Annotated in this window: 27 protein-coding genes; 19 read left to right on the top strand and 8 right to left on the bottom strand. The window is 33.5% G+C overall.

Annotated elements, in window-relative coordinates; genetic code table 11:
* Positions 1–14 precede the first annotated feature (14 nt).
* Positions 15–1,094, bottom strand: coding sequence for a class II fructose-bisphosphate aldolase (fbaA, locus tag HOG88_RS00865; protein WP_295002162.1), 1,080 nt, complete (start codon positions 1,092–1,094; stop codon positions 15–17).
* Positions 1,095–1,195: 101 nt separating this feature from the next.
* On the opposite strand from fbaA, the gene HOG88_RS00870 reads away from it, so the two are divergent.
* From HOG88_RS00870 to HOG88_RS00910, 9 genes are all read left to right on the top strand, one after another.
* Positions 1,196–1,849 carry a hypothetical protein gene (locus HOG88_RS00870; RefSeq protein WP_295002163.1) on the top strand — a complete coding sequence of 218 codons (654 nt, stop codon included), beginning with the start codon at positions 1,196–1,198 and terminating at the stop codon, positions 1,847–1,849.
* Positions 1,850–1,876: 27 nt separating this feature from the next.
* Entirely contained in the window at positions 1,877–2,491 is a 615-nt protein-coding gene (locus HOG88_RS00875) for a hypothetical protein (RefSeq protein ID WP_295002164.1), read from the top strand.
* Between the two features lie 418 nt (positions 2,492–2,909).
* Positions 2,910–3,149, top strand: coding sequence for an XRE family transcriptional regulator (locus HOG88_RS00880; protein WP_295002165.1), 240 nt, complete (start codon positions 2,910–2,912; stop codon positions 3,147–3,149).
* Positions 3,150–3,153: 4 nt separating this feature from the next.
* Positions 3,154–3,387: a hypothetical protein gene (locus tag HOG88_RS00885; protein WP_295002166.1), complete on the top strand. Its 234-nt coding sequence runs from the start codon at positions 3,154–3,156 to the stop codon at positions 3,385–3,387.
* Between the two features lie 77 nt (positions 3,388–3,464).
* Complete coding sequence (locus HOG88_RS00890; protein WP_295002167.1) at positions 3,465–3,749, top strand: HU family DNA-binding protein; 285 nt, start codon at positions 3,465–3,467, stop codon at positions 3,747–3,749.
* Between the two features lie 46 nt (positions 3,750–3,795).
* The gene (locus HOG88_RS00895; RefSeq protein WP_295002168.1) at positions 3,796–5,223 is read left to right on the top strand and encodes an NERD domain-containing protein; all 1,428 of its coding nucleotides are present in this window, start codon (positions 3,796–3,798) and stop codon (positions 5,221–5,223) included.
* Positions 5,210–5,596 carry a peptide-methionine (R)-S-oxide reductase MsrB gene (msrB, locus tag HOG88_RS00900; protein ID WP_295002169.1) on the top strand — a complete coding sequence of 129 codons (387 nt, stop codon included), beginning with the start codon at positions 5,210–5,212 and terminating at the stop codon, positions 5,594–5,596. The genes HOG88_RS00895 and msrB overlap by 14 nt, the downstream gene beginning before the upstream one ends.
* Complete coding sequence (locus tag HOG88_RS00905) at positions 5,596–6,132, top strand: peptidylprolyl isomerase (protein WP_295002170.1); 537 nt, start codon at positions 5,596–5,598, stop codon at positions 6,130–6,132. The genes msrB and HOG88_RS00905 overlap by 1 nt, the downstream gene beginning before the upstream one ends.
* On the top strand, positions 6,133–7,776 hold the full coding sequence (locus HOG88_RS00910) for an inorganic phosphate transporter (RefSeq protein WP_295002171.1): 1,644 nt from the start codon (positions 6,133–6,135) through the stop codon (positions 7,774–7,776).
* 2 nt (positions 7,777–7,778) lie between these two features.
* Here HOG88_RS00910 and folP read toward each other — a convergent pair whose 3' ends face one another.
* The 5 genes from folP to HOG88_RS00935 are packed head-to-tail and all read right to left on the bottom strand — an operon-like array spanning position 7,779 to position 11,783.
* Complete coding sequence (gene folP / locus HOG88_RS00915; RefSeq protein WP_295002172.1) at positions 7,779–8,921, bottom strand: dihydropteroate synthase; 1,143 nt, start codon at positions 8,919–8,921, stop codon at positions 7,779–7,781.
* Positions 8,921–9,544 (bottom strand): DNA polymerase III subunit delta', encoded by a 624-nt coding sequence (locus HOG88_RS00920; RefSeq protein WP_295002173.1) that lies wholly within the window; start codon positions 9,542–9,544, stop codon positions 8,921–8,923. The genes folP and HOG88_RS00920 overlap by 1 nt, the downstream gene beginning before the upstream one ends.
* Entirely contained in the window at positions 9,531–10,094 is a 564-nt protein-coding gene (locus tag HOG88_RS00925; protein ID WP_295002175.1) for a HobA family DNA replication regulator, read from the bottom strand. The genes HOG88_RS00920 and HOG88_RS00925 overlap by 14 nt, the downstream gene beginning before the upstream one ends.
* Positions 10,095–10,100: 6 nt before the next feature.
* The gene (locus HOG88_RS00930; protein WP_295002177.1) at positions 10,101–11,312 is read right to left on the bottom strand and encodes an aspartate kinase; all 1,212 of its coding nucleotides are present in this window, start codon (positions 11,310–11,312) and stop codon (positions 10,101–10,103) included.
* The gene (locus HOG88_RS00935) at positions 11,313–11,783 is read right to left on the bottom strand and encodes an RNA pyrophosphohydrolase (protein ID WP_295002179.1); all 471 of its coding nucleotides are present in this window, start codon (positions 11,781–11,783) and stop codon (positions 11,313–11,315) included. It lies immediately after the preceding gene.
* Positions 11,784–11,871: 88 nt separating this feature from the next.
* On the opposite strand from HOG88_RS00935, the gene hemW reads away from it, so the two are divergent.
* The 4 genes from hemW to queA are packed head-to-tail and all read left to right on the top strand — an operon-like array spanning position 11,872 to position 15,196.
* Positions 11,872–12,927 (top strand): radical SAM family heme chaperone HemW, encoded by a 1,056-nt coding sequence (gene hemW, locus HOG88_RS00940; RefSeq protein ID WP_295002181.1) that lies wholly within the window; start codon positions 11,872–11,874, stop codon positions 12,925–12,927.
* Positions 12,928–12,978: 51 nt separating this feature from the next.
* Complete coding sequence (tatB, locus tag HOG88_RS00945) at positions 12,979–13,386, top strand: Sec-independent protein translocase protein TatB (RefSeq protein ID WP_295002183.1); 408 nt, start codon at positions 12,979–12,981, stop codon at positions 13,384–13,386.
* Complete coding sequence (gene tatC, locus HOG88_RS00950) at positions 13,379–14,167, top strand: twin-arginine translocase subunit TatC (RefSeq protein WP_295002185.1); 789 nt, start codon at positions 13,379–13,381, stop codon at positions 14,165–14,167. The genes tatB and tatC overlap by 8 nt, the downstream gene beginning before the upstream one ends.
* Entirely contained in the window at positions 14,168–15,196 is a 1,029-nt protein-coding gene (gene queA / locus HOG88_RS00955) for a tRNA preQ1(34) S-adenosylmethionine ribosyltransferase-isomerase QueA (protein WP_295002187.1), read from the top strand.
* A 4-nt stretch (positions 15,197–15,200) separates the two neighbouring features.
* On the opposite strand, the gene HOG88_RS00960 is transcribed toward queA, so the two are convergent.
* The gene (locus HOG88_RS00960; RefSeq protein ID WP_295002189.1) at positions 15,201–15,980 is read right to left on the bottom strand and encodes a DNA-processing protein DprA; all 780 of its coding nucleotides are present in this window, start codon (positions 15,978–15,980) and stop codon (positions 15,201–15,203) included.
* Between the two features lie 5 nt (positions 15,981–15,985).
* Positions 15,986–16,987 (bottom strand): divergent polysaccharide deacetylase family protein, encoded by a 1,002-nt coding sequence (locus tag HOG88_RS00965; protein WP_295002191.1) that lies wholly within the window; start codon positions 16,985–16,987, stop codon positions 15,986–15,988.
* Positions 16,988–17,169: 182 nt separating this feature from the next.
* On the opposite strand from HOG88_RS00965, the gene rpsF reads away from it, so the two are divergent.
* The 6 genes from rpsF to bioV all read left to right on the top strand — a co-directional run bounded on the left by rpsF (position 17,170) and on the right by bioV (position 22,916).
* Entirely contained in the window at positions 17,170–17,622 is a 453-nt protein-coding gene (rpsF, locus tag HOG88_RS00970; RefSeq protein ID WP_295002192.1) for a 30S ribosomal protein S6, read from the top strand.
* 32 nt (positions 17,623–17,654) lie between these two features.
* Entirely contained in the window at positions 17,655–18,254 is a 600-nt protein-coding gene (locus HOG88_RS00975; RefSeq protein ID WP_295002193.1) for a single-stranded DNA-binding protein, read from the top strand.
* A 24-nt stretch (positions 18,255–18,278) separates the two neighbouring features.
* A complete protein-coding gene (rpsR, locus tag HOG88_RS00980) occupies positions 18,279–18,542 on the top strand; it encodes a 30S ribosomal protein S18 (RefSeq protein ID WP_295002195.1) in 264 nt (87 codons plus the stop codon).
* A 366-nt stretch (positions 18,543–18,908) separates the two neighbouring features.
* Positions 18,909–21,770 (top strand): CHASE domain-containing protein, encoded by a 2,862-nt coding sequence (locus tag HOG88_RS00985; RefSeq protein ID WP_295002197.1) that lies wholly within the window; start codon positions 18,909–18,911, stop codon positions 21,768–21,770.
* Between the two features lie 121 nt (positions 21,771–21,891).
* The gene (locus HOG88_RS00990; RefSeq protein WP_295002199.1) at positions 21,892–22,275 is read left to right on the top strand and encodes a DUF302 domain-containing protein; all 384 of its coding nucleotides are present in this window, start codon (positions 21,892–21,894) and stop codon (positions 22,273–22,275) included.
* A gap of 119 nt (positions 22,276–22,394) precedes the next feature.
* Positions 22,395–22,916: a pimelyl-ACP methyl ester esterase BioV gene (bioV, locus tag HOG88_RS00995; protein WP_295002201.1), complete on the top strand. Its 522-nt coding sequence runs from the start codon at positions 22,395–22,397 to the stop codon at positions 22,914–22,916.
* Positions 22,917–22,929 lie beyond the last annotated feature (13 nt).

A 22,929-nucleotide genomic window follows, 5' to 3' on the forward strand; every position in this document is an offset into this window, starting at 1 on the left:
GAGAAAGGGTTAGTTTAGTTTCTATCCATCGCGTTTAAGTCATTAAACGCAACTACAACTCTATCTACTAGAGTTTCTTGTCCTGCACGTAACCACTTTCTTGGATCGTAGTACTTTTTGTTAGGCTTATCGTCACCTTCTGGGTTTCCTATTTGAGCTTGTAAGTAGTCAGTATACTTCTCAATATAATTTTTTGTCCCTATCCAAGTTGCCCATTGTGTATCTGTATCGATGTTCATTTTTATAACACCGTAACCGATAGCTTCTTTTATCTCGCTTGGCTCTGAACCTGAACCACCGTGAAACACAAAGTTTACGGGTTTTGCATCTGTACCAAACTCTTTTGCTATAAAGTCTTGTGAGTTATCTAATATTTTAGGAGTTAAAGAGACATTTCCTGGTTTATAAACGCCATGAACATTACCAAATGAAGCGGCAATAGTAAAGTGGGAAGAAACTTCACTTAACTCTTTATAAGCAAATGCAACCTCTTCTGGTTGAGTATATAAAAGAGCATTATCAATGTTTGTGTTATCCACACCATCTTCTTCTCCGCCTGTAACACCAAGCTCTATTTCTATACTCATTTCAATAGCACTCATACGTTTAAGATATGCCTTACAAGTATGAATATTTTCTTCCAAAGGCTCTTCTGAAAGGTCAAGCATATGTGATGAGAAAAGAGGAGTTCCATTTGCCTTATAATAATTTTCACTCGCAGTTAAAAGTGCATCTATCCAAGGAAGAAGTTTTTTTGCAGCATGGTCAGTATGAAGGATAACTGCTACACCATAAGCTTCAGCCATCATATGTGTATGTATTGCTCCTGACACTGCACCTGCGATTGCAGATTTCTCATTTTCATTTGAAAGTCCTTTACCTGCATAGTACGATGCTCCACCATTACTAAACTGAATGATAACCGGTGAGTTAACCTTTGCAGCAGCTTCTAAAACAGCATTTATTGAGTCTGTACTCACTACATTTACAGCAGGGATAGCAAATCCAACCTCTTTAGCATGTGCATATACTTTTTGAACATCTTCTCCAAAAAGTACCCCTGGTTTTACTATATCTAAAATGCCTTTACTCATATGACTCACCTTAAAATTTTAATTTTGTTATTATATTAAAAAGTTCATTTAAAAGAACTTTATGGTAAACTTGGCTAATTATGTAACACAGAAAAGAGAAAATGATTAGAGAAAAAACACAAGCAATAACAACAGATATTGTTCTTATTGATATCATCAATTTTTCAAAGCTCAATTCAAGTGAACAGTTAGAAATAGTAAAATTTTTAACTAAAAGCTTCAAAAAAATTATAGAAAAAATGTTAGTAAATTCAAATATGACATTGTCAAAATTTATTTTAGGTTTTGTTTCAACTGGTGATGGTTTCTACTGCCTTTTAAACCCAAGACTTAAAGGTTTTGGAACTATGCTTGGTCTTAGTTTTAATCACTTTTCTGAGCATATTTCTAAACGCTATCCTTACTTTGAAGGCATTAGGATAGCTGTTCATACAGGTGAAGTAAATGAGTTTACCGATATTTTAGGAAGTAAAAACTTTATTGGTGATGGACTTAATGATTGTGCGAGATACTTAGAAATTAAAAACTTTACTATCTCTACGGTAATGGTTTCAGACTATGCTTTTGAGAGTTTAAAAAAGTTTTTAGATATACATAAAGACTTTAGTCGACTCTTACTCAGTAGAGAGTTTAAATATGCGAGTATGCAAACATTTAGCGATAAACATGCAAATGAGAAAAAAGGTTGTTTAGTCTGGTTAAGACAATCTGGAATCATTAATCCACCAGATATAAACTTTAACTCAATGATATAAAATTAAAGCTAGGAATACAAGGACACAATGAAACTTACAATAGATGAATACTCACATAAATTTAAAATGTCTAAAGAGATGGTGATTTCTAAGATAACTACAAAAAAGTTATCACATACCATAGAGAATGACATAACTTATATCTTACTCGATACTCCTATACTAAAAACACCTAAATTACTTGTTCCAGTAAAACAAAAAACTACTGTTGCCATGGTAATTTCTCTTTATCAAAAAGAGAATCAACAACTCAAAGAAAAAATAGTAGAACTAGAAGAGAAAATAGATAAACTCATTGATGATAAAGAACAGATGCTTCGTGATGAAATGAATAAAATTGAAAATCTTTATAACTCAAAAGATGAACAACTTAAAAGCATCGTCGAGATAATTAATGCAAAGTTTAAACAAGAACAATCCACAACTGTCCATGAAGTTCAGACTATAGAACAACAAACGCAGCAAGAAGAGATAGTAGAACTCAAGTACTATCTTAAAAGTCTAGACCTCAAATCCAACCAAAGAAAGCAAATCAAAAGCAGATTTTTAGCATCTTATGGAAAAGATGTTCGTGTCATTAAACAAAATGGAAAAATTTATCTTGATTTTTCTAAATACGATTATAGTGATTTGTTGGAATAGCCCTGAGTGAAGGACAAGAGTTGACATTAAAGACTAGTGATATTGGGGAGACCCCCTCTGTGTCAGGATAGTTGTCCGAAACCTATGCTGATAAAAATAAAATCAGACTTAGAAATAAATTATGAAAGTATTTAAATAGTACAGCTCAATACAGATATAAATCTTGCATAAACAATCCAGTTAATCTTTAAAACAATCAAAAACTTCCTTATTATCTAATATATTTATATAACATCTTAGCATTATATTCATTTTATAGTAAATATACACGGAATACCGTATATAATATTGTATTTATATATGATAATATATAGTATAATTTATATTATTGTTACTTTATATACTATAATACAAATTTTAATGTATATATATATGTTATTAATGTATTTTAAAGTATTTAATCCGTATAATCTTTCTTATGCAAATTAATGACCTATTTAACATCCTTCATAACTCTCTAGAGTCTCAAAATAATGGCAAGAAAATATCTCTTAAAGATATGTCCCAACGTTTTGGTCTCTCTATGCGTACATATCAAGACTGGAAGCTTGGACGTGCTAAACCACAAGCTGCAGCTACTGTGATGCAAATGTTAGGAATGTTAGATGATTCAGAGATAATAAGAACTGTTCGAAAAATTAATTCACTAGAGGAATAAGTTGATGAGTGCACTTACAAAAAATGAAAGAGATGGTCTTGATGAAGTATTTTCATCTATACATTCACATGCAAATAAGTACCAAAAAATAAAAGACTTATCTGCATTGATAATGAATCAACAGACCGGTTGTGAATTTAAAAACCTCTTCAAAGTGGCTACTTATGGATTCAAAGAGAACAGTTTGTCCACTTTTATTATAAAACATACTAAAAAGAAGAAAAAATTAAGCAAATAAACTATAAAGTGTCTCTAGCTGAATGATTCACATTTTTGATGAAAGTTCGGAAATATTTTAAATCTAAGGGTAAATTTATGAATAAAGCACAATTCGTTGAATTAGTACAAGAAAGTGGTAACTACAAGACTAAAGTAGAAGCAGAAGCTGCAATTAAAGCATTTACAGAAGCAGTTACAACTGCTCTAGTTAAAAAAGAAGATGTTTCTTTAGTAGGTTTTGGTAGTTTTAACGCTGCACTTCAAAAAGGTAAAAGTGGCAAAGTACCAGGTACTGACAAGGCTTATACAACTCAAGATAAAATGGTTCCTAAATTTAAAGCTGGTAAAGGTCTTAAAGACCGTGTTGCAGCTGGTAAGTAACAACTAATATATTGTCACCCTCACAGGTGATAATATTTTATTTTCAATGAAACTTTCTTTACTTAACTCACTTTTCAAAAAAAAATCTACACTTTTGCAAACTCCTAATTCAATACTTATCAAAAAATTAAAAGAACTTTCCCTAAAAAATAATTTTCTCATCTTTGTAAATACAAATATTTATCATAATTCAAATATTTATCATACAAAACTTATATTAATTAATAGTACTGGTATTTATGTCTTTGAAACTAAAGAGTGGACCTTCAAGGAACTAAGGAATGCCGCAGCACAAAAAGCATATCAACAAGAATATTCTTCAAAGACTCTTTCTTTCGATAATGTTCAAGAAATTCTCAAAAGAAAGCTCCAATCTATTAGAGAAATAAAAGTTGGGATATTTAACTATCTTATAATGGAGTATTTAAGTACAGATGAGTACTCTCATCTTAATGCTTCCCTTCAAGATTTACTGCCTAATCAAAAAATTATCTTTTGCGATTCAAATGAAAATGAAATACTGAAAAAACTTTCAGGTGCCACAAATACCCCAGTTAGTTACAATGATGTAAATATAGTTGCAAGTAGTATCTTTGTTCAGTACTCTTTTCTCAAAGAAGATTTAACAACTACTCTCTGTACTCCAGAACAAATTTTATTTCTAGATCAAAAATTACTAAATATTACACATCTTCAAGGTTTACCAAGAAGTGGGAAAAGTACTCTTTTATTACTAAAATCTATCTTCTTAATCATAGAAAAAGAAGCTCGCAATATTTTAATTATCAAACCAACAATTTTAAGTGCAGATATATTAAAGAAAAGACTACTAAGTATTTTAGAGCACTCCATCTTAAGTATAGATTTAACCTCAATTAACATCATTTCTAAGAGTCAACTAAAAGGAATGAATCCAAAAAAGATTAATACTTTTGAAATAGTTATGTGTGACGATGCTCATTTATTTGAAAAAGAATTTATCTTTTCACTCAAAGAAAAGTGTAACAAGTCTAAACTTCTTCTAGTAAACGATGAAAATATAAAAGATGATACTCCCCTTCAAACATTTAAAAATCAAAAAAAGAGAGTTACCTTTATAAAATCAACTCCTTTAAAAAAGTCCATTTCTCTAATCCAAAAACTACTCAATCAAAATGAAGAAAAAATACTTATAATATCTAATGAAAAAAATAGAGAAAAACTTCTTGCAGAGATGAGAACGATGCAAAGAGAGGTAAGTGTACTTCAATCTCACATTAGCCTCATGAATCAAAATTTTACAAATGTATTACTCAGTCATGCTCAAGATATAAATTCTTTATCTCCACATCATATCATTATAATGGATTTATATTCTGCAAGTGTAAATGAGATAGAATATGCATTAAATTTAGCACTTAAAAGTGTAACTGTTATATATGAAAAAAATTCTCAAGAGATTAAAGATTTAAGGAATAAATATGAAAATAACTAAAACTGATGCCCAGTGGAAAGCACAACTTAGCCCTGAAGCATTTAATGTATGTCGTCAGCATGGGACAGAAGCACCTTTTTCTGGTATGTATAATGATAATAAAGAAGATGGTACTTACCACTGTATCTGCTGTGATGCACCACTATTTGAAGCATCTACTAAGTTTAACTCTGGAACAGGTTGGCCAAGTTACTATGAGTCTATTGAAGACTCTATCACAGAAATCAAAGATGTTACACATGGAATGATAAGAGTTGAAGTTACCTGTGCCTCATGTGATGCACACCTTGGACATATCTTTCCCGATGGACCAGAACCAACAGGTCTTAGATACTGCATAAACTCAGTCTGTTTAGACTTTAAGGAAGCATAATGAAAAAACTATATTTTATCTTACTACTAACACTATCTACTACTCTTTTTGCAGCAAATCCTCATGTAGTTGTAGAAACAACTCAGGGAAATATTGAGCTTGAACTTTATCCTGATGTTGCTCCTTTAGCAGTTGAAAATTTCTTGACACATGTAAAAAATGGTTACTATAATGGCATTGCTTTTCATAGAATAATAAAAGACTTTATGGTTCAAGGTGGTGACCCTACTGAGAGTGGTCGTGGTGGTGAGAGTATCTGGGGAAAAGCTTTTAAAGATGAGTTTACAAATCTTGTTTTTGACAAACCTGGAATCTTAGCAATGGCTAATGCTGGAAGAAATACTAATGGCAGTCAATTTTTCATCACAACAATTCCTACACCTTGGCTCAATGGTAGACATACAATTTTTGGGAAAATTGCACCCTCTAGTATGTCAATATTAATGAGACTTAACAACACACAAACGGGCTATGGTGACAAACCTCTTAAACGCCAAGAAATCATAAAAGCATATATTAAAGATGAAGGTAAGTAGATGGAAATACAAACTATGAAAAAACTAGAAAAAGAAGCTTTAAAAAAGAGTAGAACAGACTTTACACGTTTAGGTTTTGCTCTATTTTTTATGATAGGTGTTCTTGCATTTAGTTTTTTAAGTAATGGTGGTATACCAAATAACATGTTCTTAGCCGTGGCCGCCTTAGTTGGTGCATATATGGCAATGAATATAGGTGCAAACGATGTAGCTAACAATGTAGGACCTGCTGTTGGTTCCAAAGCAATGACAATGACAATGGCTATTGTTATCGCTGTTATTTTTGAAGCGTCTGGTGCACTCATCGCTGGTGGCGAAGTTGTGAAAACTATTAAAAAAGGTATTATTGATATCTCTGCATTTGGTGGAAATGCTGATCCTTTTATCTGGGCAATGATGGCAGCTCTTCTTGCGGCTGCTCTATGGCTTAACTTTGCAACTATGATGCGAGCTCCGGTTTCTACGACACACTCAATTGTTGGTGGTGTTATGGGTGCAGGTATTGCTGCAGCCGGTTTTAGTATAGTTTCATGGACAACTATGGCAAAGATTGCAGCTTCATGGGTTATTTCACCTGTTCTTGGTGGACTAATTGCAGCTGCTTTTCTTTACTCTATCAAAAAATCTATAGTTTTTAAAGAAGACAAGGTCAAGGCTGCAAAAACATATGTTCCTATTTTTGTTTCTATTATGGCATTAGCCTTTGTAACATACTTAACACTTAAGGGTCTCAAAAAGATATGGCCAGAGATTGTTGAAATGTTAAACTTCATTCCTTTTATATCTTTAGAGATGACTAAAAAACCATCTTTACTTACAGCTCTTACTTTAGGCTTTGTCGTAGCTCTTGCTGTTTATTTTATAGTAAGAAATAGACTCAACTCAGATAAAAAAGAACTGGCGAATTCAAGAGAATCAGTAAACACACTCTTTACTATTCCCCTTATTTTTGCAGCAGCACTTCTTAGTTTTGCTCATGGTGCAAATGATGTTGCAAATGCTATTGGTCCATTAGCGGCTATTAACGATGCTGTTGTAAATGGTGGTATTTCATCTAAAGCAAGTATTCCTTTATGGGTAATGGGTGTCGGAGCTATCGGTATTGCTATTGGTCTTGCACTTTATGGTCCAGCACTTATACGAACAGTTGGTAGTGAGATTACTGAGCTTAACCAAATAAGAGCCTTTTCCATTGCAATGGCGGCTTCTATCACTGTTATTATCGCTTCTCAGCTTGGACTTCCAGTAAGTTCTACACATATTGCCATCGGTGGCGTTTTTGGTGTTGGTTTTTTAAGAGAGTACCTACATTTAAATGACACAACAACGATAGAGGAAGATAAAGAAACAATCAAAGATGAGAAATCAACACTCAATGCATACAAGGCTGAGCTTAAGAAACTAGAAGCAAAAAGTGATAAAGATGCAGTAGAGTATGAGAGAGTTGTACAGCTGTATAAATTTATTTCTGATGAAGAAAAACTCATAAGAACAACAAAGAAACATATTAAACAAACTAAAAAAGTTGAGTATGTTAAACGCGATGCTGTAAAGAAAATAATTGCAGCTTGGATTATAACTGTTCCTGCCGCAGCCACATTATCAGCTATACTCTTTTACATGATTAGAGGAATAATGGTTTAATTCTAAACCATGTCCAAAGCATTTTGAACTTTAAGTGCTTGAACATGTTCTTTCACATCATGAACTCTCACTATAGAAGCTCCATTCCTAAGAGCTTCTAAGTGAATAGCTAATGTCCCACTCAATCTATCTTCTACCTCAGCTTCAATAATACTGTTTATCATTGACTTTCTTGATGCACCTATAAGTATAGGTTTTCCTAGAGTAGTAAAATGTTCTAAGTTTTTAATCAAGCTAAGATTATCTTCTAGTCTTTTTCCAAATCCTATCCCAACATCTACAACGATACCGTCTATACCAAAGCTTTGTGCTTTCTTTATTCGCTCTTGTAAGAAGGTATAGACTTCACTTAGTACATCTTTATAAAATGGGTTATCTTGCATGCTCTGAGGTCCTCCTTGCATATGCATAATAATAACAGTTGCTTTATGCTTTGCACATAACTCACACACTTCATCATTTTGCAATCCAGTGATATCATTTACAATAGAGAAACCTGAACTAAGTGCATATTCTATAACACTCGGTTCATAACTGTCTATACTAAATTTCACTTTATCATAAAGCTTTTTCACTTTGATAAGATCAATAATAGGCTTGACTCTTTGAAGTTCTTGCCTTGCACTCACACTATCAGCATTTGGACGGGATGAAACACCACCTATATCTATAATGGTAGCACCCTCTTCTATCATTCTCTCAATTTTATGCAGAGCATCATTATTTACAAAACGACTTCCACTAAAGAAACTATCATCATTTGCATTTATAATTCCCATAACATCTATCTTACTTGGTTTTAAGTCCTTAACAAACTCTCCAAGCTTATGAGCTAACTCTTTTAAACCAAAAGGCTGTGCTAACTCTTTTCTTGCTAAAGTTTTGAGCTGAGATGTTGTTGCTATAAGAAGAGTATCTACAAAAGGAGTTTTAGCTAAGACTGTACCACGAGGAACAGCTAAGTCCGCACCGATGGAGAGAGCATCTTGTTTAAGAATATTTGCCCCACCAACATTGAGATTTTTGATACGGATTATATGTACCTTCGCTTTTGAAGCTAAAATACTCACTCCACCACCATCTACATTTAATTCTTTGAGATATCTTTTTATATCTATACTTGAAGATAGTTTTTCTACAATCATTATCTATCCTGCGCGAAGCTCATAAGAAGCATTGCTAAAACACTTTGAGGTCTTGAGTTTAGAGTAAGGAGTCTATAGGCTTTATCAAAATTGTCAAGCTGAAGAGGAGAAAGAATAAGCATATCTGTGACTGTTGCTCTGTGAAAGATAGACTCCACTAAAGATTTTGCATCCTCTTTTTTTACTCTTGCGTTATCTTTTAAAAAGGTAAATACCTCTTTATAGTCTAGTCTCGTAAGATTAATATCCAAAGACTCAACCTTATGTGAGTTTTCTTGTTTTAAAATAGGTAAACGCGAACGTACAGTTGCTAAAAGGTTTGATTTAGTTGGACTGATAATAATAAATTCTATATTTTCAGGAGGCTCTTCTAGTAGTTTTAAAAGAGAATTTTGTGCAATATCTGTAATGTCCTTAGACCCAATTACAATGTACTTAGTCTGAGACTCACTTATATATGCTTCTGCGAGAACTGCTTTGGCATGTTCAATTTTAAAGCTCTCATCTATAAGTAAAAATTTTACTACTCTGCTTGGCTTCAGCTCAGTCTCTAAACGCTCAAATTCAGCTTCTATCTCGTCTGAGATAATTATATGGCTTCTTATCTGACTAAGAGCTTGCATCTACTTCTCCGAACATACAAGCATTAAGAGAACTATTAAAGAGTCTATAAAGTTGTAAAAGCTTAATATCCAAGATTGGGTCATATGATTTAAGAGTAAAAGCATTGTTAAACTCTTCGTCAAACATCCAAAAGTAACTATCGCCTTTTCTCTTTGCAATATCTGCACGTTTATCATTTCCCTTGCCAATGTACCAAAAGAAAAAGTCTTCTTTGTATGAAAGTGAGATTATATCATCCACGGTATCTATCATCTCTCCGCCACTTACATTGTCATAATGTGGATAAATATGGTCAATGCTAATAATAGGAATAAGAGGTCTCTCAATTGTGCTAGCATTTAATGAGGTAATTATATAGTTTTCAAGCCATTTTCTTTTCTCATCTGTAATGAGAATAATAGTCCGACCTTGAAGAACTTGTTCAAGTGCAAGAGCAGTAGTTTTTGCCCACTCAAACCTATACTCTTCCAACCAAGAAAGACTTGCACCCTCATCACGTATAGCATCTAAACTCCAATGTGCAAAATTAGATGTCTGAGTTGTTGGCATAAGGTTCTACTTCTCTAGCTCATAAGCTTCATGAAGTCCACGAACAGCGAGTTCTGCATACTTCTCATCTATAACCATAGAAACTTTAATCTCAGATGTAGAAATCATGTTTATATTGATGTTATTTTCTGCCATTGTTGAAAATGCTTTTGCTGCAACACCGGCATGACTTCTCATACCAACACCAACAACAGAAACTTTACAAATGTCTTCGTTATAAGAGTCAGCTTCGATTTCTCCACTTTTAACAAATGAATCTACAACAGATTTTGCATCATGAAGATCACTTACAGGAACAGTAAAGTCGATGTTAGTAGTTCCATCATGTGCCTTATTTTGGATAATCATATCAACATTTACCTCAGCGGTTGCTAATTTATTAAAAATATCAGAAGCAATTCCAGGTCTGTCTTTAACACCCATTAATGAGATACGTGCTTGATTTCTATCTAATGCTATTCCGCTTACTAATGGTGCTTCCATGATATTTTCTTCCTTGGTAATTAATGTGCCTTCTTCGTGAGAAAAGCTTGTTCTTGTTACTAAATTTACATTTAACTTTTTTGCCATCTCTACAGAACGATTTTGAAGTACTTTAGCCCCTAATGAAGCAAGTTCTAACATTTCATCATAAGAAATTTTATCTAGTTTTTTAGCCTTTGGTTCAATACGTGGATCTGTAGTGTAAATACCACTTACGTCTGTATATATTTCACATAAGTCTGCTTTGAGTGCCCCAGCAACTGCAACAGCGGAGAGATCACTTCCTCCACGACCGAGAGTTGTTACATCCCCTTTTTCATTAACACCTTGAAAACCAGCTACTACAACTATCTTTCCCTCTTTAAGAGCGCTGTGCATATTTACAGGGTTTATCTCTTCTATACGAGCTTTTGTATGGTTCATGTCTGTTACTATTCCTGCTTTTCTTCCAGTCATTGCAGTAGCACTATGTCCCATCTCTTGAAGTGAAATAGCAAGAAGAGAAGCTGTTACACGTTCACCCGCACTTAAAAGCATATCCATTTCAGGTTGTGCTGGATTTTTAGAAAAACTTTCTGCATATCCAACAAGTTTGTTTGTCTCTCCACTCATTGCTGAAACAACAACTACGACATCATTACCAGCTTTTTTCGATTCACTTACACGATTTGCCACATTTTGGATTCGTTCTAAATCCCCAACACTTGTTCCACCGAATTTTTGCACTATTAACATCTACAATAATCCTTCTTCTTTAAAATACTTTATCACTTTTTCATACACAGGTTTTTTAAAATGAGCTGTTACATTTAATGCATCTTCTACACTTACAAATTTATGTGAGATAAACTCAGGGTGCTCTGTATCTAAGTTAATCTTCGCGTTTTCACTAAGTTTTACTAAAAAATAGCGTTGTATTTGCCCTTTAAAAGGCTTCATTCTCTCTGCTACTTTCGCGGGAAAGTCATAAGAGATCCATTCTGGGTACTGAGCGACTATACTTGCATCAGCAGTTCCAATTTCCTCTTCCATTTCACGAAAAAGTGCTTCTTCTACTTCTTCACCCTTATCAATCCCACCTTGAGGAAACTGCCACATATCGGCTAAGTCATTTCTCTGGGCAATAAAAATTTCTTTTTTCTCTGGGTAGTGATGTGAAACAATAATCATCGCCACATTTGGACGATAGGAATCTTTTTTATTCATTCATTAAACCTGTCTATTAATTATCGCGATTATACAAAAATAGTGATTAAAGTAATATAATTTAAAAATATATAGCTATACTTCGGCCATGCTATTATATATTCATATCCCTTTTTGTGACTCAAAATGTTCTTACTGTGCATTTAACTCTTATGTAGACAAGTTCCATCTCAAACGCGATTACATGGTTGCACTTAAATGCCAACTAGAATACGAACTTAAACGTTTTAAAACTAAAGAAAATTCAATTGAAACAGTTTTTATAGGTGGAGGAACACCTTCTACCGTTTCACCCGAACTTTACGAACCTATTTTCCAACTTTTACAGCCATATCTTAAAAAAGATATTGAAATAACAAGTGAAGCGAACCCAAATAGTGCCACTTACGCATGGCTAGAGGGAATGCATAAACTTGGTGTAAATCGAATCAGTTTTGGAGTGCAAAGTTTTAATGCTGATAAACTAAAAGTACTTAACCGTGCCCATACTCCAGAGATGGCAAAAGAAGCTCTTTTAAATGCTCAAAAAGTCGGCTTTAAAAATCTTTCACTTGACCTTATATATGCGACACTTGGAGACACGAAAGAACTTATCCAAAATGACATTGAGACTGCATTTACTCTCCCTATTAACCACCTTAGTGCTTATGCTCTTACTATTGAAGAAGGAACTGCATTTCAAAACAAACCACATATGAGTTCAGAACACCTAGAACTTACTGAGTGGATTTTTGAGGCCATTGAGAAAAAAGGACTTCCTCAATACGAAATAAGCAACTTTGGAAAATACCAATCTTCTCATAACAAAGGATACTGGTTATACAAAGATTATATTGGGGCTGGGGCTGGAGCTGTTGGAAAACTAACAAATCAGCGTTTTTATCCAAACCCCATTATTGAAGAGTATATAAAAAATCCTACCGTTATGGAGACTGAAGAGTTAAGCGATGAAGACATTCATGTTGAAAAATTACTATTAGGTCTGCGTTCAGTCATAGGGGTAAATGAATCACTACTTCGCAAAGAAGAATTAGAACGTGCACAATTACTTTTAGATGAAAAAAAACTTGAGTTTAAAAATAATATATTTTACAATAACGACTATCTCTTAGCAGATGAAATTGTTCTCTTTTTAACCTCATAAAAGTATTGTTTAGCTAAAATCACATTTATTAAATAATTATGAGGGTTTACTATGTTTGGTATGGGATTTACTGAGATACTTATCATCGCTGTTATCGCCATACTATTTCTCGGTCCAGATAAACTTCCGGGAACCCTAGTTGATATAGCAAAATTTTTCAAAAATGTTAAAAGTACAGTAGGATCGGTCAAAGACTCTCTTGAACAAGAGATGAATGTCAGTGACATCAAACAAGAAGCTTTAGCATACAAAGCCAAACTAGAAAAAGCTGCTTCAGGTCTAGATGATTTCAAAGATATCAAAGGAACTGTTAGTAAAGAAATTACAAGTATGGCACAGAGTGTAACAAATAATGAATTACCCACAGATACAGTTAAAAAAGCTGATACTACACCTCAAGAAGTAACCTTCAAGAAGAAAAAGAAGAATATAGAACAAGAAGAGATAACTGATGTTTGATGAACTAAAACCACACCTTGTAGAGTTAAGAAAAAGACTTGGGATTTCTGTTTTAAGTCTTATAGTTATGTTCTTTGCTATGTTTTACTTTCATGAAATCATTCTTAACTGGATGGTAGAACCTCTAAATGTAGCACTTATAGAAGTTGGTAAAAAGTCCCTTCATGCAGCAGAGGGAATGGTAACAACTTCCCAAGTAGGTGGTGCATTTTTTGTCGCACTCAAAGTTTCGTTCTTTGCGGCTATCATTGCCTCACTTCCTATCGTTCTTTCACAAATCTGGCTTTTCATCGCGCCAGGTCTATATGCTAGTGAAAAGAAGATGATTATTCCCTTTGTTATAGGAGGAACACTGATGTTCCTCTTAGGTGTTTTATTTGCATACTATATTGTGACACCTTTTGGTTTTGACTTTCTTATTACTTTTGGTAGCTTTAAATTTACCCCACTTATAAACATTGAAGATTATGTGGGCTTTTTCACAAAGATTCTTTTTGGTTTTGGTGTCGCGTTTGAGCTTCCAGTATTTGCCTACTTTCTCGCTCTGTTAGGTCTTGTAAACGATAAACAGATGAGTGACTTTTTTAAATATGCCGTTGTTATAATCTTCATAGTTGCAGCACTCTTAACACCGCCAGATGTTCTTACTCAACTTCTTATGGCCGGTCCACTTATCATACTTTATGGATTTTCTATTCTTATAGTAAAGGCTGTTAACCCTTACAAAGAAGAAGAGGATGATGAAGATGAGTTAGATGAAGAAGAGCAGCAGACTTCTTAAATGGAAAATCCTGAACTATTAACTGCCAGCTATGATTTCACTCTTCCAGAGAATCTCATAGCAACCCATCCTGCCTCACCTCGTGACCATGCAAAACTTCTCGTATATGACAGAAAAACAGACACTATAACACATAGTTTTTTCTATGATTTTGAGAAGTATATTCCCAAAGACTGTGCCCTTATTTTTAACGATACGAAGGTTATAAAAGCAAGACTTTTTGGAATGAAACCCAGTGGTGGAAAACTAGAACTTCTTATAAATAGAGCCCTAAATGCAGTAGATATCAATGTATATATTCGTGGTAAAATCAAAGTTGGGACTACTATCTTATTCGATGAGGGCTTAGTTGCAAAAGTGAAAGATTTAAACAGTGATGGAAGCCGCAATGTAAACTTTTCTCAAAATAGTATAGACCTACGTTTTGAAGACTTACTCCCTATAATAGATAAAATCGGTCACATACCTCTTCCTCCTTATATCCAGAGAGAAGACGAAGACGAAGATGCTAGTGAATACCAAAGTGTATTTGCCAAAGAAGAAGGTGCAGTAGCTGCTCCAACAGCTTCTCTTCACTTTACTGAGGAACAACATAAAAGAGTATGTGAAAATTTTGAGCATGCGTATGTAACACTTCATGTTGGAAGTGGTACTTTTAAACCTGTTGATGCCGAAGTCATTACTGAGCATCCAATGCACTCAGAGTATTACGATATATCAAACGCGGCCAAAGATGTACTTGACTCAGACATACCAGTTTTGAGTATAGGGACAACGTCTACAAGAACGGTAGAATTTTATGATAAACATGGAAAAATTCAAAAAGGCGAAGCAAATCTTTTTTTGCATCCACAAAACAAACCTAGTCGAGTCAATCATCTACTAACAAATTTTCACCTACCAAAGTCTACACTTCTTATGTTAGTTGCTTCATTTGTAGGACTAGAAAAAACTCAGGAATTATATGCAGAGGCTATAAAAGAAGAGTATCGTTTTTACTCTTATGGCGATGCAATGTTGATTATATAGTAATTTATACTAAATAAATTCTCGCGTTTCGCACATCTATTTCTCCACTCAGTTCAGCCTCAAAAACTCTACTTGGAAATTTTGCAAGTGCCTCATCATAAGTAGGATTTGTTTTACAAAACTCTAGAAAATCATCACTACTCTTATTTACCATAATACTACTCTTGCCAAACATTGATACGAAAGTGTCAATGTCATAAATAGCTTTTGCCTTACCCTCTTCTAGAAGTTTATTTGTTGCCGCACTTTCCCCTATTCTATGAGCTAAGACATATATCTCTTTTCCCATCTTAAGAGCATACTCAACACTTCTCATACTTCCTGAGTTCAAATCTGCATAAGTAACTACTAAAACATCTCCAAGTGCTACGACAAGCTCATTTCGAAGCACAAAATTATACTTTGTAGAAGGAGAGCCTTTTTCAAACTGACTCATGACAAGACCATTTCTTTCAACTTCTGCTATAAGAGTCGAATTAATAGCTGGATAGCGTTTGTCCAACCCTGTTGCAGAGACAAGGATAGTGTTTGATGAGCCCGCAGCCTTATGAGAGATTGCATCTACACCTATTGCCCCACCACTAACTATACAAACTCCTGCATTTGAGAGTTTTTGTGCTAACTCTTGTGTTTTATGTCTTGCATATTGGTTTGGTTTCCGACTTCCTATAATAGAAATCTTTTTGTTTGTCAGAAGTTTTGTGTTGCCAATATAGAAAAGTTTTGTAGGGTATTTTTTCATAGACTCACACTCGCCAATATGGAAATTTACTTCTTCTATCATAGTAATTAAAAGATTTTATTTATATAAATGAGCTCTACATCTTTAAAGAGCTTTTTTGACTCATAGATAGCCTGAAGTGTATTTTTATGAGGGTGCCCAATCGCCACTGCCGTTCCATGAGTTTTTGCTATTTTTATAGCTTTTTTTATCTGTCCTAACACATACTCTTTTTCCATATGATGGTCTAAAAAAACATCCCTGGCTATGTATTCTAGCCCAAAGTTTTTAAGTACTCTAGGTGCTTTAGTTTCAGCTGTTGTTCTGCTGTCAAGAAAATGTATTTTATTATCATTTAAGGCTAAAATCAGTCTATTCATAGCAACTTCATCTGATGTGAATTTACTTCCAGTGTGGTTATTTATATAAGACACTTTAGGAAAAAGTTTTTTTATCTCTTTTATCCGGCAACTTATAGTATTTTGAGAATCACTAACCCTCAAAGTATTCGGTTCTTCTGCACTGAAGTTTTTTGCTTCCATAGGAAGGTGAATCATATAGAAATTTTCTTTTTCTGCCAACTTTGGTGTGTTTGGTCTAGCTTTACTTGGGGGCAAAAAAGACATAGTCAAAGGTAATTTTAAATTTTTAATAGCAGCAACTTGAGAACGAGTCCCTACATCATCTATAATTATAGAAAGTCTTGGTTTCTTTGATGAAAGCTTTGGTTTGCGTTTTATTTTCCGTTTCACCTGTACTAATTTCACATCATCGAGTTCGTGCAAAGCCGAAACATCAGTTTTAGTGGCTTTTTTAAGTACCTCTTGTAGTCTTTTAGTCATATTTTCTGGTTTTTTTTGTACTGTTTTTTCTAACTTTTTTATAAGTTCCAGTCTTCTTTCTTTATCACTATGTATAGTCTTAGACACATCAGTTTTAGCATCTTTATAACCAAAATAATACCCAGCTACTAAAGTACTGAGTATAAATGCGATAAATGCAAGTACCCAAGCAATATATACTAATACTTTAGAATTACTTTTCTTTTTAGAACTCTTTCTTTTTGCCATCTATTTCTGCTCTTTTCATATTTTATGTAACTATACCTGCTTAAAGGTTAAAACATTATTTAAGTAAAATTTCTGTATAATCCCGAGTTCCTTTCTCTTTGTAACATCGATTGTGATGCTATATTTAGATCCAAAGGGGAAACAAACGCCGAGAGGCAAATACCAAGAGGAGATCATACTATATGAGAAACTACGAAAACTTAGTAATCGTAAAACCTACATTTACAGCAGAGGAAATTCAAGCTAGCGTTAAAGCAATCGAAGAAGTTATTACTTCAAACGGTGGCGAAATAGCAGCTACAAGTCCTATGGGAATGAGAAAATTAGCATACCCAATAGATAAAAACGAACGTGGTTATTACCATGTTGTATATTATTCAGTTGCTCCAGCAGCAATTTCAGAAATTGAAAGACGTTTCCGTATTAACGAAGATTTACTTCGTTTTGTAACAATTAAATACGATTCAAATCGTGAAATACTTGCTTACAACGGTCTTGTTGCAAAAGCTTTAAAAGCGGCCGAAGTTCCAGCGAAAGTTGAAACTCCAGCAGTTGAAGAAACTCCAGCAGAAGCAGAAGCTCCAGTAGCAGAAGCAGTAACTCCAGTTGAAACAACTGAAGCAGCAGCAGAGTAATTAGCTAGCGCTAAGAAATTTAAGGAAAACTTATGTTCAATAAAATAATTTTAGTTGGTAACTTAACACGTGATATCGAACTCAGATACTCTCAAGCTGGAATGGGAATTGCAAAAACTGCACTTGCTACTAGCCGTAAGTTCACTAGTAATGGTGAGAAGAAAGAAGAAGTATGTTTTGTAGATATCACTTTTTTCGGAAGAAGTGCTGAAGTTGCTAACCAATACCTCAGAAAAGGGAGTAAAATCCTAGTAGAGGGAAGATTAAACTTTGAACAATGGGTAGACCAAAATGGACAGAAACGTTCTAAGCACTCAGTAACGGCTGAAACTATGCAAATGCTAGATTCAAAGGGTGATAACCAAGGTGGATATACTCCACCAGCTAATGCTCCCGCGGACAATCAAGGTGGATATAATGCACCTGCCCAAGGACAACAGCAGAGTTATCAAGCACCGCAACAGCAACAGAGCTATTACGCTCCAGCGCAAGAGCAGAAGCAAGCTCCAAGTTATCAACAACAGCAACAGCCAAGTTATAACAATAATCAAGCAGCACCACAGAATCGCCAAATGCCGAGTAGCGAGTCAATCCCAACGATTGACATAGACGAAGACGAAATTCCATTTTAAAAAATATACAACAAAGGTATTAACATGGCAGAAAAAAGAAAATATAAAAAAAGATATTGTAAGTATTGTGAAGCTAAAGTTGACTTCATGGATTATAAAGATGCAGGAGCTTTACGTTTCTCTCTTTCAGAAAGATATAAAATCATGCCACGTCGTTTAACAGGTAACTGTAAACGTCACCAGGACATGATTTCAGTAGTGATCAAACGTGCTCGTGCAGCTGCGTTAGTGCCATATACTGTAACTCGTAAAACAGTTGTAACTGCTCCATTCGAAAACCTTAGATAGGTTTCATATAAGCCCTAATATAGGGCTTTATGTACTTTTTGTAACAGTTTTATTATAAATACAACTGTTCTACGGTGACACTTTTCTCGAGACTTTCCTTCCTCTTTTAAACTCCTATCAATCAATTGATGCAGACTACTTCCATAAGCCATTAAACAGCAGCCAATCCTCTGTCAAAATTAATTAAAGTTTCTTTTTTTAAGGGTTAACTATAGGTTTCCAATCTGCACATACCTATATTAAAATATAAGCTTAATTATTCCATAAATTTATTATCTAAAATTATATTTTGATTTTTTTTAAAAATTAGCTATACTTATACTTATTCTTATATTAACAAATAGTTAAATTAATCCAAGGGTGGCCATGTTCAAGACACATAACAACAAAGTATTAAATCTTATTCTCTTTATTGGTTTTTTCTTAACTATTTTTTCGGGTTGGTATACATATAATTACTATGATCAAGAAAAAAATCTTGATGCAGAACTCAAAAGTAGTGAAGTAGTTATCCTCATAAAAAAAAGCATGGCAGGGTATGAGCAAATTTTAAAAAGTGCTGTTGGTTTATTTATGGCTTCTAATAATGTATCTCGTAAAGAATGGGCTATATTTGTAGATGCACATAAACTCAATGAAAACTTCCAAGGGATACAAGGCTTTGGTTATTCAGAAGTGGTTTTTCCAGAAAATAAGACAAAGCATGAAAGACGCATACAAAAAGAAGGCTTTCCTAACTATAGAATAAAACCAGAAGGAAAAAGAGAGTTTTATACTCCTGTAGTATATCTTGAGCCATTTGATAAACGCAATAAAAAAGTGCTTGGATATGATGTATTCTCGGAAAAAATACGTAAGAAAGCTATAACGAAAGCTATTCTAAGTGCTAAAGCCACTATTACCGAAAAAGTAAAACTTGTTCAAGAAAATGCTAAAGACATTCAAGCTGGATTTTTAATGTATTTGCCAGTCTATAAAAAACATTTTAAAGTAGATACTCCTTCCCAAAGAACCTTAGCCATTAAAGGTCTTATCAGTGCTCCATTTCGTGTAGATGACCTAATGAATGGTATTTTAGGAAGCGAGTTACATACTGTTGATTTTGCTATTTATGATGGTAGTATAACTACTGATGAGACCCTTCTATACAACTCAGATACTAATAATAAATCTAAAACACTATTTAAAAAAGTAGAGCTTTCTACTAATGGACATACTTGGACTATTGAATTTAAAATTAACGAATCATTAAAAAATAATAATATCTTTATGCTTATACTTGCTCCATTTTTTATTATTATGCCAACTTTCTTACTCTATTTATTGATGAAATCATTAATAAATACTAAAGAGAATGCTCAAAGAATTGCAAATGAACTTTCAAAAGATTTGAAAGTATCAGAAGAGAGACTTCAATTCTCAATTGAAGGTACTGGCGATGGTTTATGGGATTGGAATCTAAAAACAAATGAGGTCTTTTTCTCAAAGCGATGGAAAGAAATGTTGGGGTTTAATGAAGATGAAATAGCTGGGACTCTAGATGAATGGAAAGAAAGGGTACATAAAGATGATTTGGAGGATGTTTTCTCTGATGTAAAAAGACATCTCGAAGGTCATTGTGATGCTTATAGAAATGAACATAGAGTAAAATGTAAAGATGGTTCATATAAATGGATACTTGATAGGGCTATGATTGTAAGCTATGATGCTGATGGTAGTCCTTTGAGAATGGTTGGCTCGCATGCTGATATTTCAGAACGTAAGAATACTCAAATTAAGCTAGATGAGTATTTAATCATAATAGATAATAATGTAATATCTTCATCTACTGACTTACATGGATTGATTACTAAGGCCTCACAGGCATTTTGCGATATTTCAGGTTATTCTAAAGAAGAGCTCATTGGGAATAGTCATAGTATTTTGAGGCATCCTGACATGCCAACTGCTGTTTATAAAGAGCTTTGGGAAACTATACTTGCAGGAAAAAAATGGGTTGGTGAAATTAAAAATAAAAATAAAAATGGGGAGTTTTATTGGGTGAAATCAAAAATAATCCCCGAGTATAATAACGAGAATAAACTTGTAGGTTATTCATCTGTTAGACATGATATAACTTCGCAAAAGACTAAAGAAAACTTTATGTCAAACATGAGCCATGAGCTTAGAACACCATTAAATGCAATCCTTGGCTTTAGCTCAATCCTAAATAAAAAACAAACTGATTTAAGTCATAAAGAGTTGTCCCGCACAATTAATACAAGTGCTAAGTCTTTACTCAAACTGATTAATGACATTTTAGACTTAGCTAAAATTAAAGATTCTAATTTTACGATAGAACCTTATGAATTTAATGGGTATAAAGAACTTCAAGAGTTTTCATGGCAGTTTGAAGGTTTAACAAATAAAAAAGTTTTGAGTTATAATATTAATATCGATGATAGGCTAAGAGGAATATTCTTTGGAGACTGGGATAGAATAAGCCAAATCATTTTAAACCTGATATCTAACGCAGTCAAGTTCACTCCAGCAAATGGTCTCATTATCCTTAATGGAGATTATAAAGATGAAAATTTAATTCTCTGTGTTACCGACAATGGTATAGGAATGAATAAAGAGCTTCAAGACAAAATATTTGAACCATTTACTCAAGCTAATGGAAATACTATAAGAAAGTATGGTGGTACGGGGTTAGGTCTAAGTATAACTCAAAGTTTAGTTGGTCTTATCGGTGGATATATTGAACTTGAATCAGCCGAGGGAGTAGGAACAACTTTTAAAGTCACAATCCCATTGAAAAAGGTTGAAGAACAAAGGAACACAGATACTCAAGCTCAGATAATTGAAGATAATAAAGAAGATACTTTAAAAGGTCATATACTCATAGTTGAAGATAATAAAACCAATCAAATGCTAGTAAAAATGTTAATAACAGACTTTGGATTAACATGTGATGTAGCGAACGACGGGTTAGAAGCTGTTGCAATGTATGCTCCACAAAAGCACCTTTTAGTTCTTATGGATGAAAATATGCCAAACCTTAATGGTATTGAAGCAATGAAAGCTATGAAAGAGAAATACCAAGAAAAGACTACCCCTGTAATTGCTCTTACAGCAAACGCTATGAAAGGCGATAAAGAAAAATTCTTAGAACATGGAATGGATGGCTATTTAGCTAAGCCTATAGATGAGAATGAGTTATATGAGACTTTAAAAGAGTTTCTCTAGGCTAAATACAGGACTTTTCCTACTAAACTTGAATTAAGTTCTTTTATTTATATTTATTATAAGTAATTCTTTAATTTTCACATAGTTAAGATATAATTCAAAAAATATATAAGGATAATCCATGTTGTATACTGTAAAATCAAATGTAGATCTAAAAACAATCAAAGATGAAATTCCAGAGAAAGCTAAAGATAATGGTTTGGGTATTTTAAATGAGTATCCATTTAAAGATATTCTTAAGGCAAAAGGTCATCCTATAGAACAAGATATAACGGTATATGAGCTATGCAATCCTGTTACAGCAGAAGAAGTATTAAGTAAATACCCTGAAGTTTCAGTATATCTTCCATGTAGGGTCTCTGTATATGAAAAAGATGGACAAGTAATTCTCAGTACTGTCGAAATGGATGAAATTACGAAAAACTTTGACATAGATGATATGGTTAAAAATCATATGAATGAAGTATTTCATAATTTAAAGAAGATGCTCAATAGCTGGAACTAAAGAGTTATCTTTTTCCAGCACCACCTTTACCTCTAGACCCTTGATTCATTTCTTTATTAATACTTTTAGGTTTCAATAAAAAGTAGATATAATGTATAAAATAAATCACAGGAAAACATATGACTTTTTTTAGCGGCTTTTCTCTTAAAAACGAGCAACACCTTTTTAAAGAGTTTATAAATGAAAGTAAATACTGTGTATGTGGTTTCTCGTATGGTTCCATGAAAGCGCTTAAGCATGCTAAAAAACTACTAGAAGATGGAAAAAGTGTAGATATTCTGCAACTACTATCGCCTGTATTTTTTCAGACAAAAAGTCAAAGGTTTAAGCGTGTTCAAACTATGGCTTACAACACAAACAACAAAGAATATATGTCAAAGTTCTTAGATTGTTGTTTTGAACCATACCCACATAAAGAGATAGAGTTCCAAAAAAATACAATAGGAGATTTAGAAGAGCTGCTAAATCATCAATGGATTTTGAATGAGTTTGAAGACTTAGTGAACAAGGGCATTAAGCTAGAAGTTTATATAGGTTCAGCAGATAAAATTATTGATGTAAAAAGTGCAAGAGAATTTTTTACTCAAGTAGCAACAGTAACTTATATCAAAGATGCAAACCATTTCTTACAAGTAGACTAAGCACGTAAAGTTA

Origin of the sequence: Sulfurimonas sp. (assembly GCF_018698455.1) — a bacterium.
Lineage (GTDB): Bacteria > Campylobacterota > Campylobacteria > Campylobacterales > Sulfurimonadaceae > Sulfurimonas.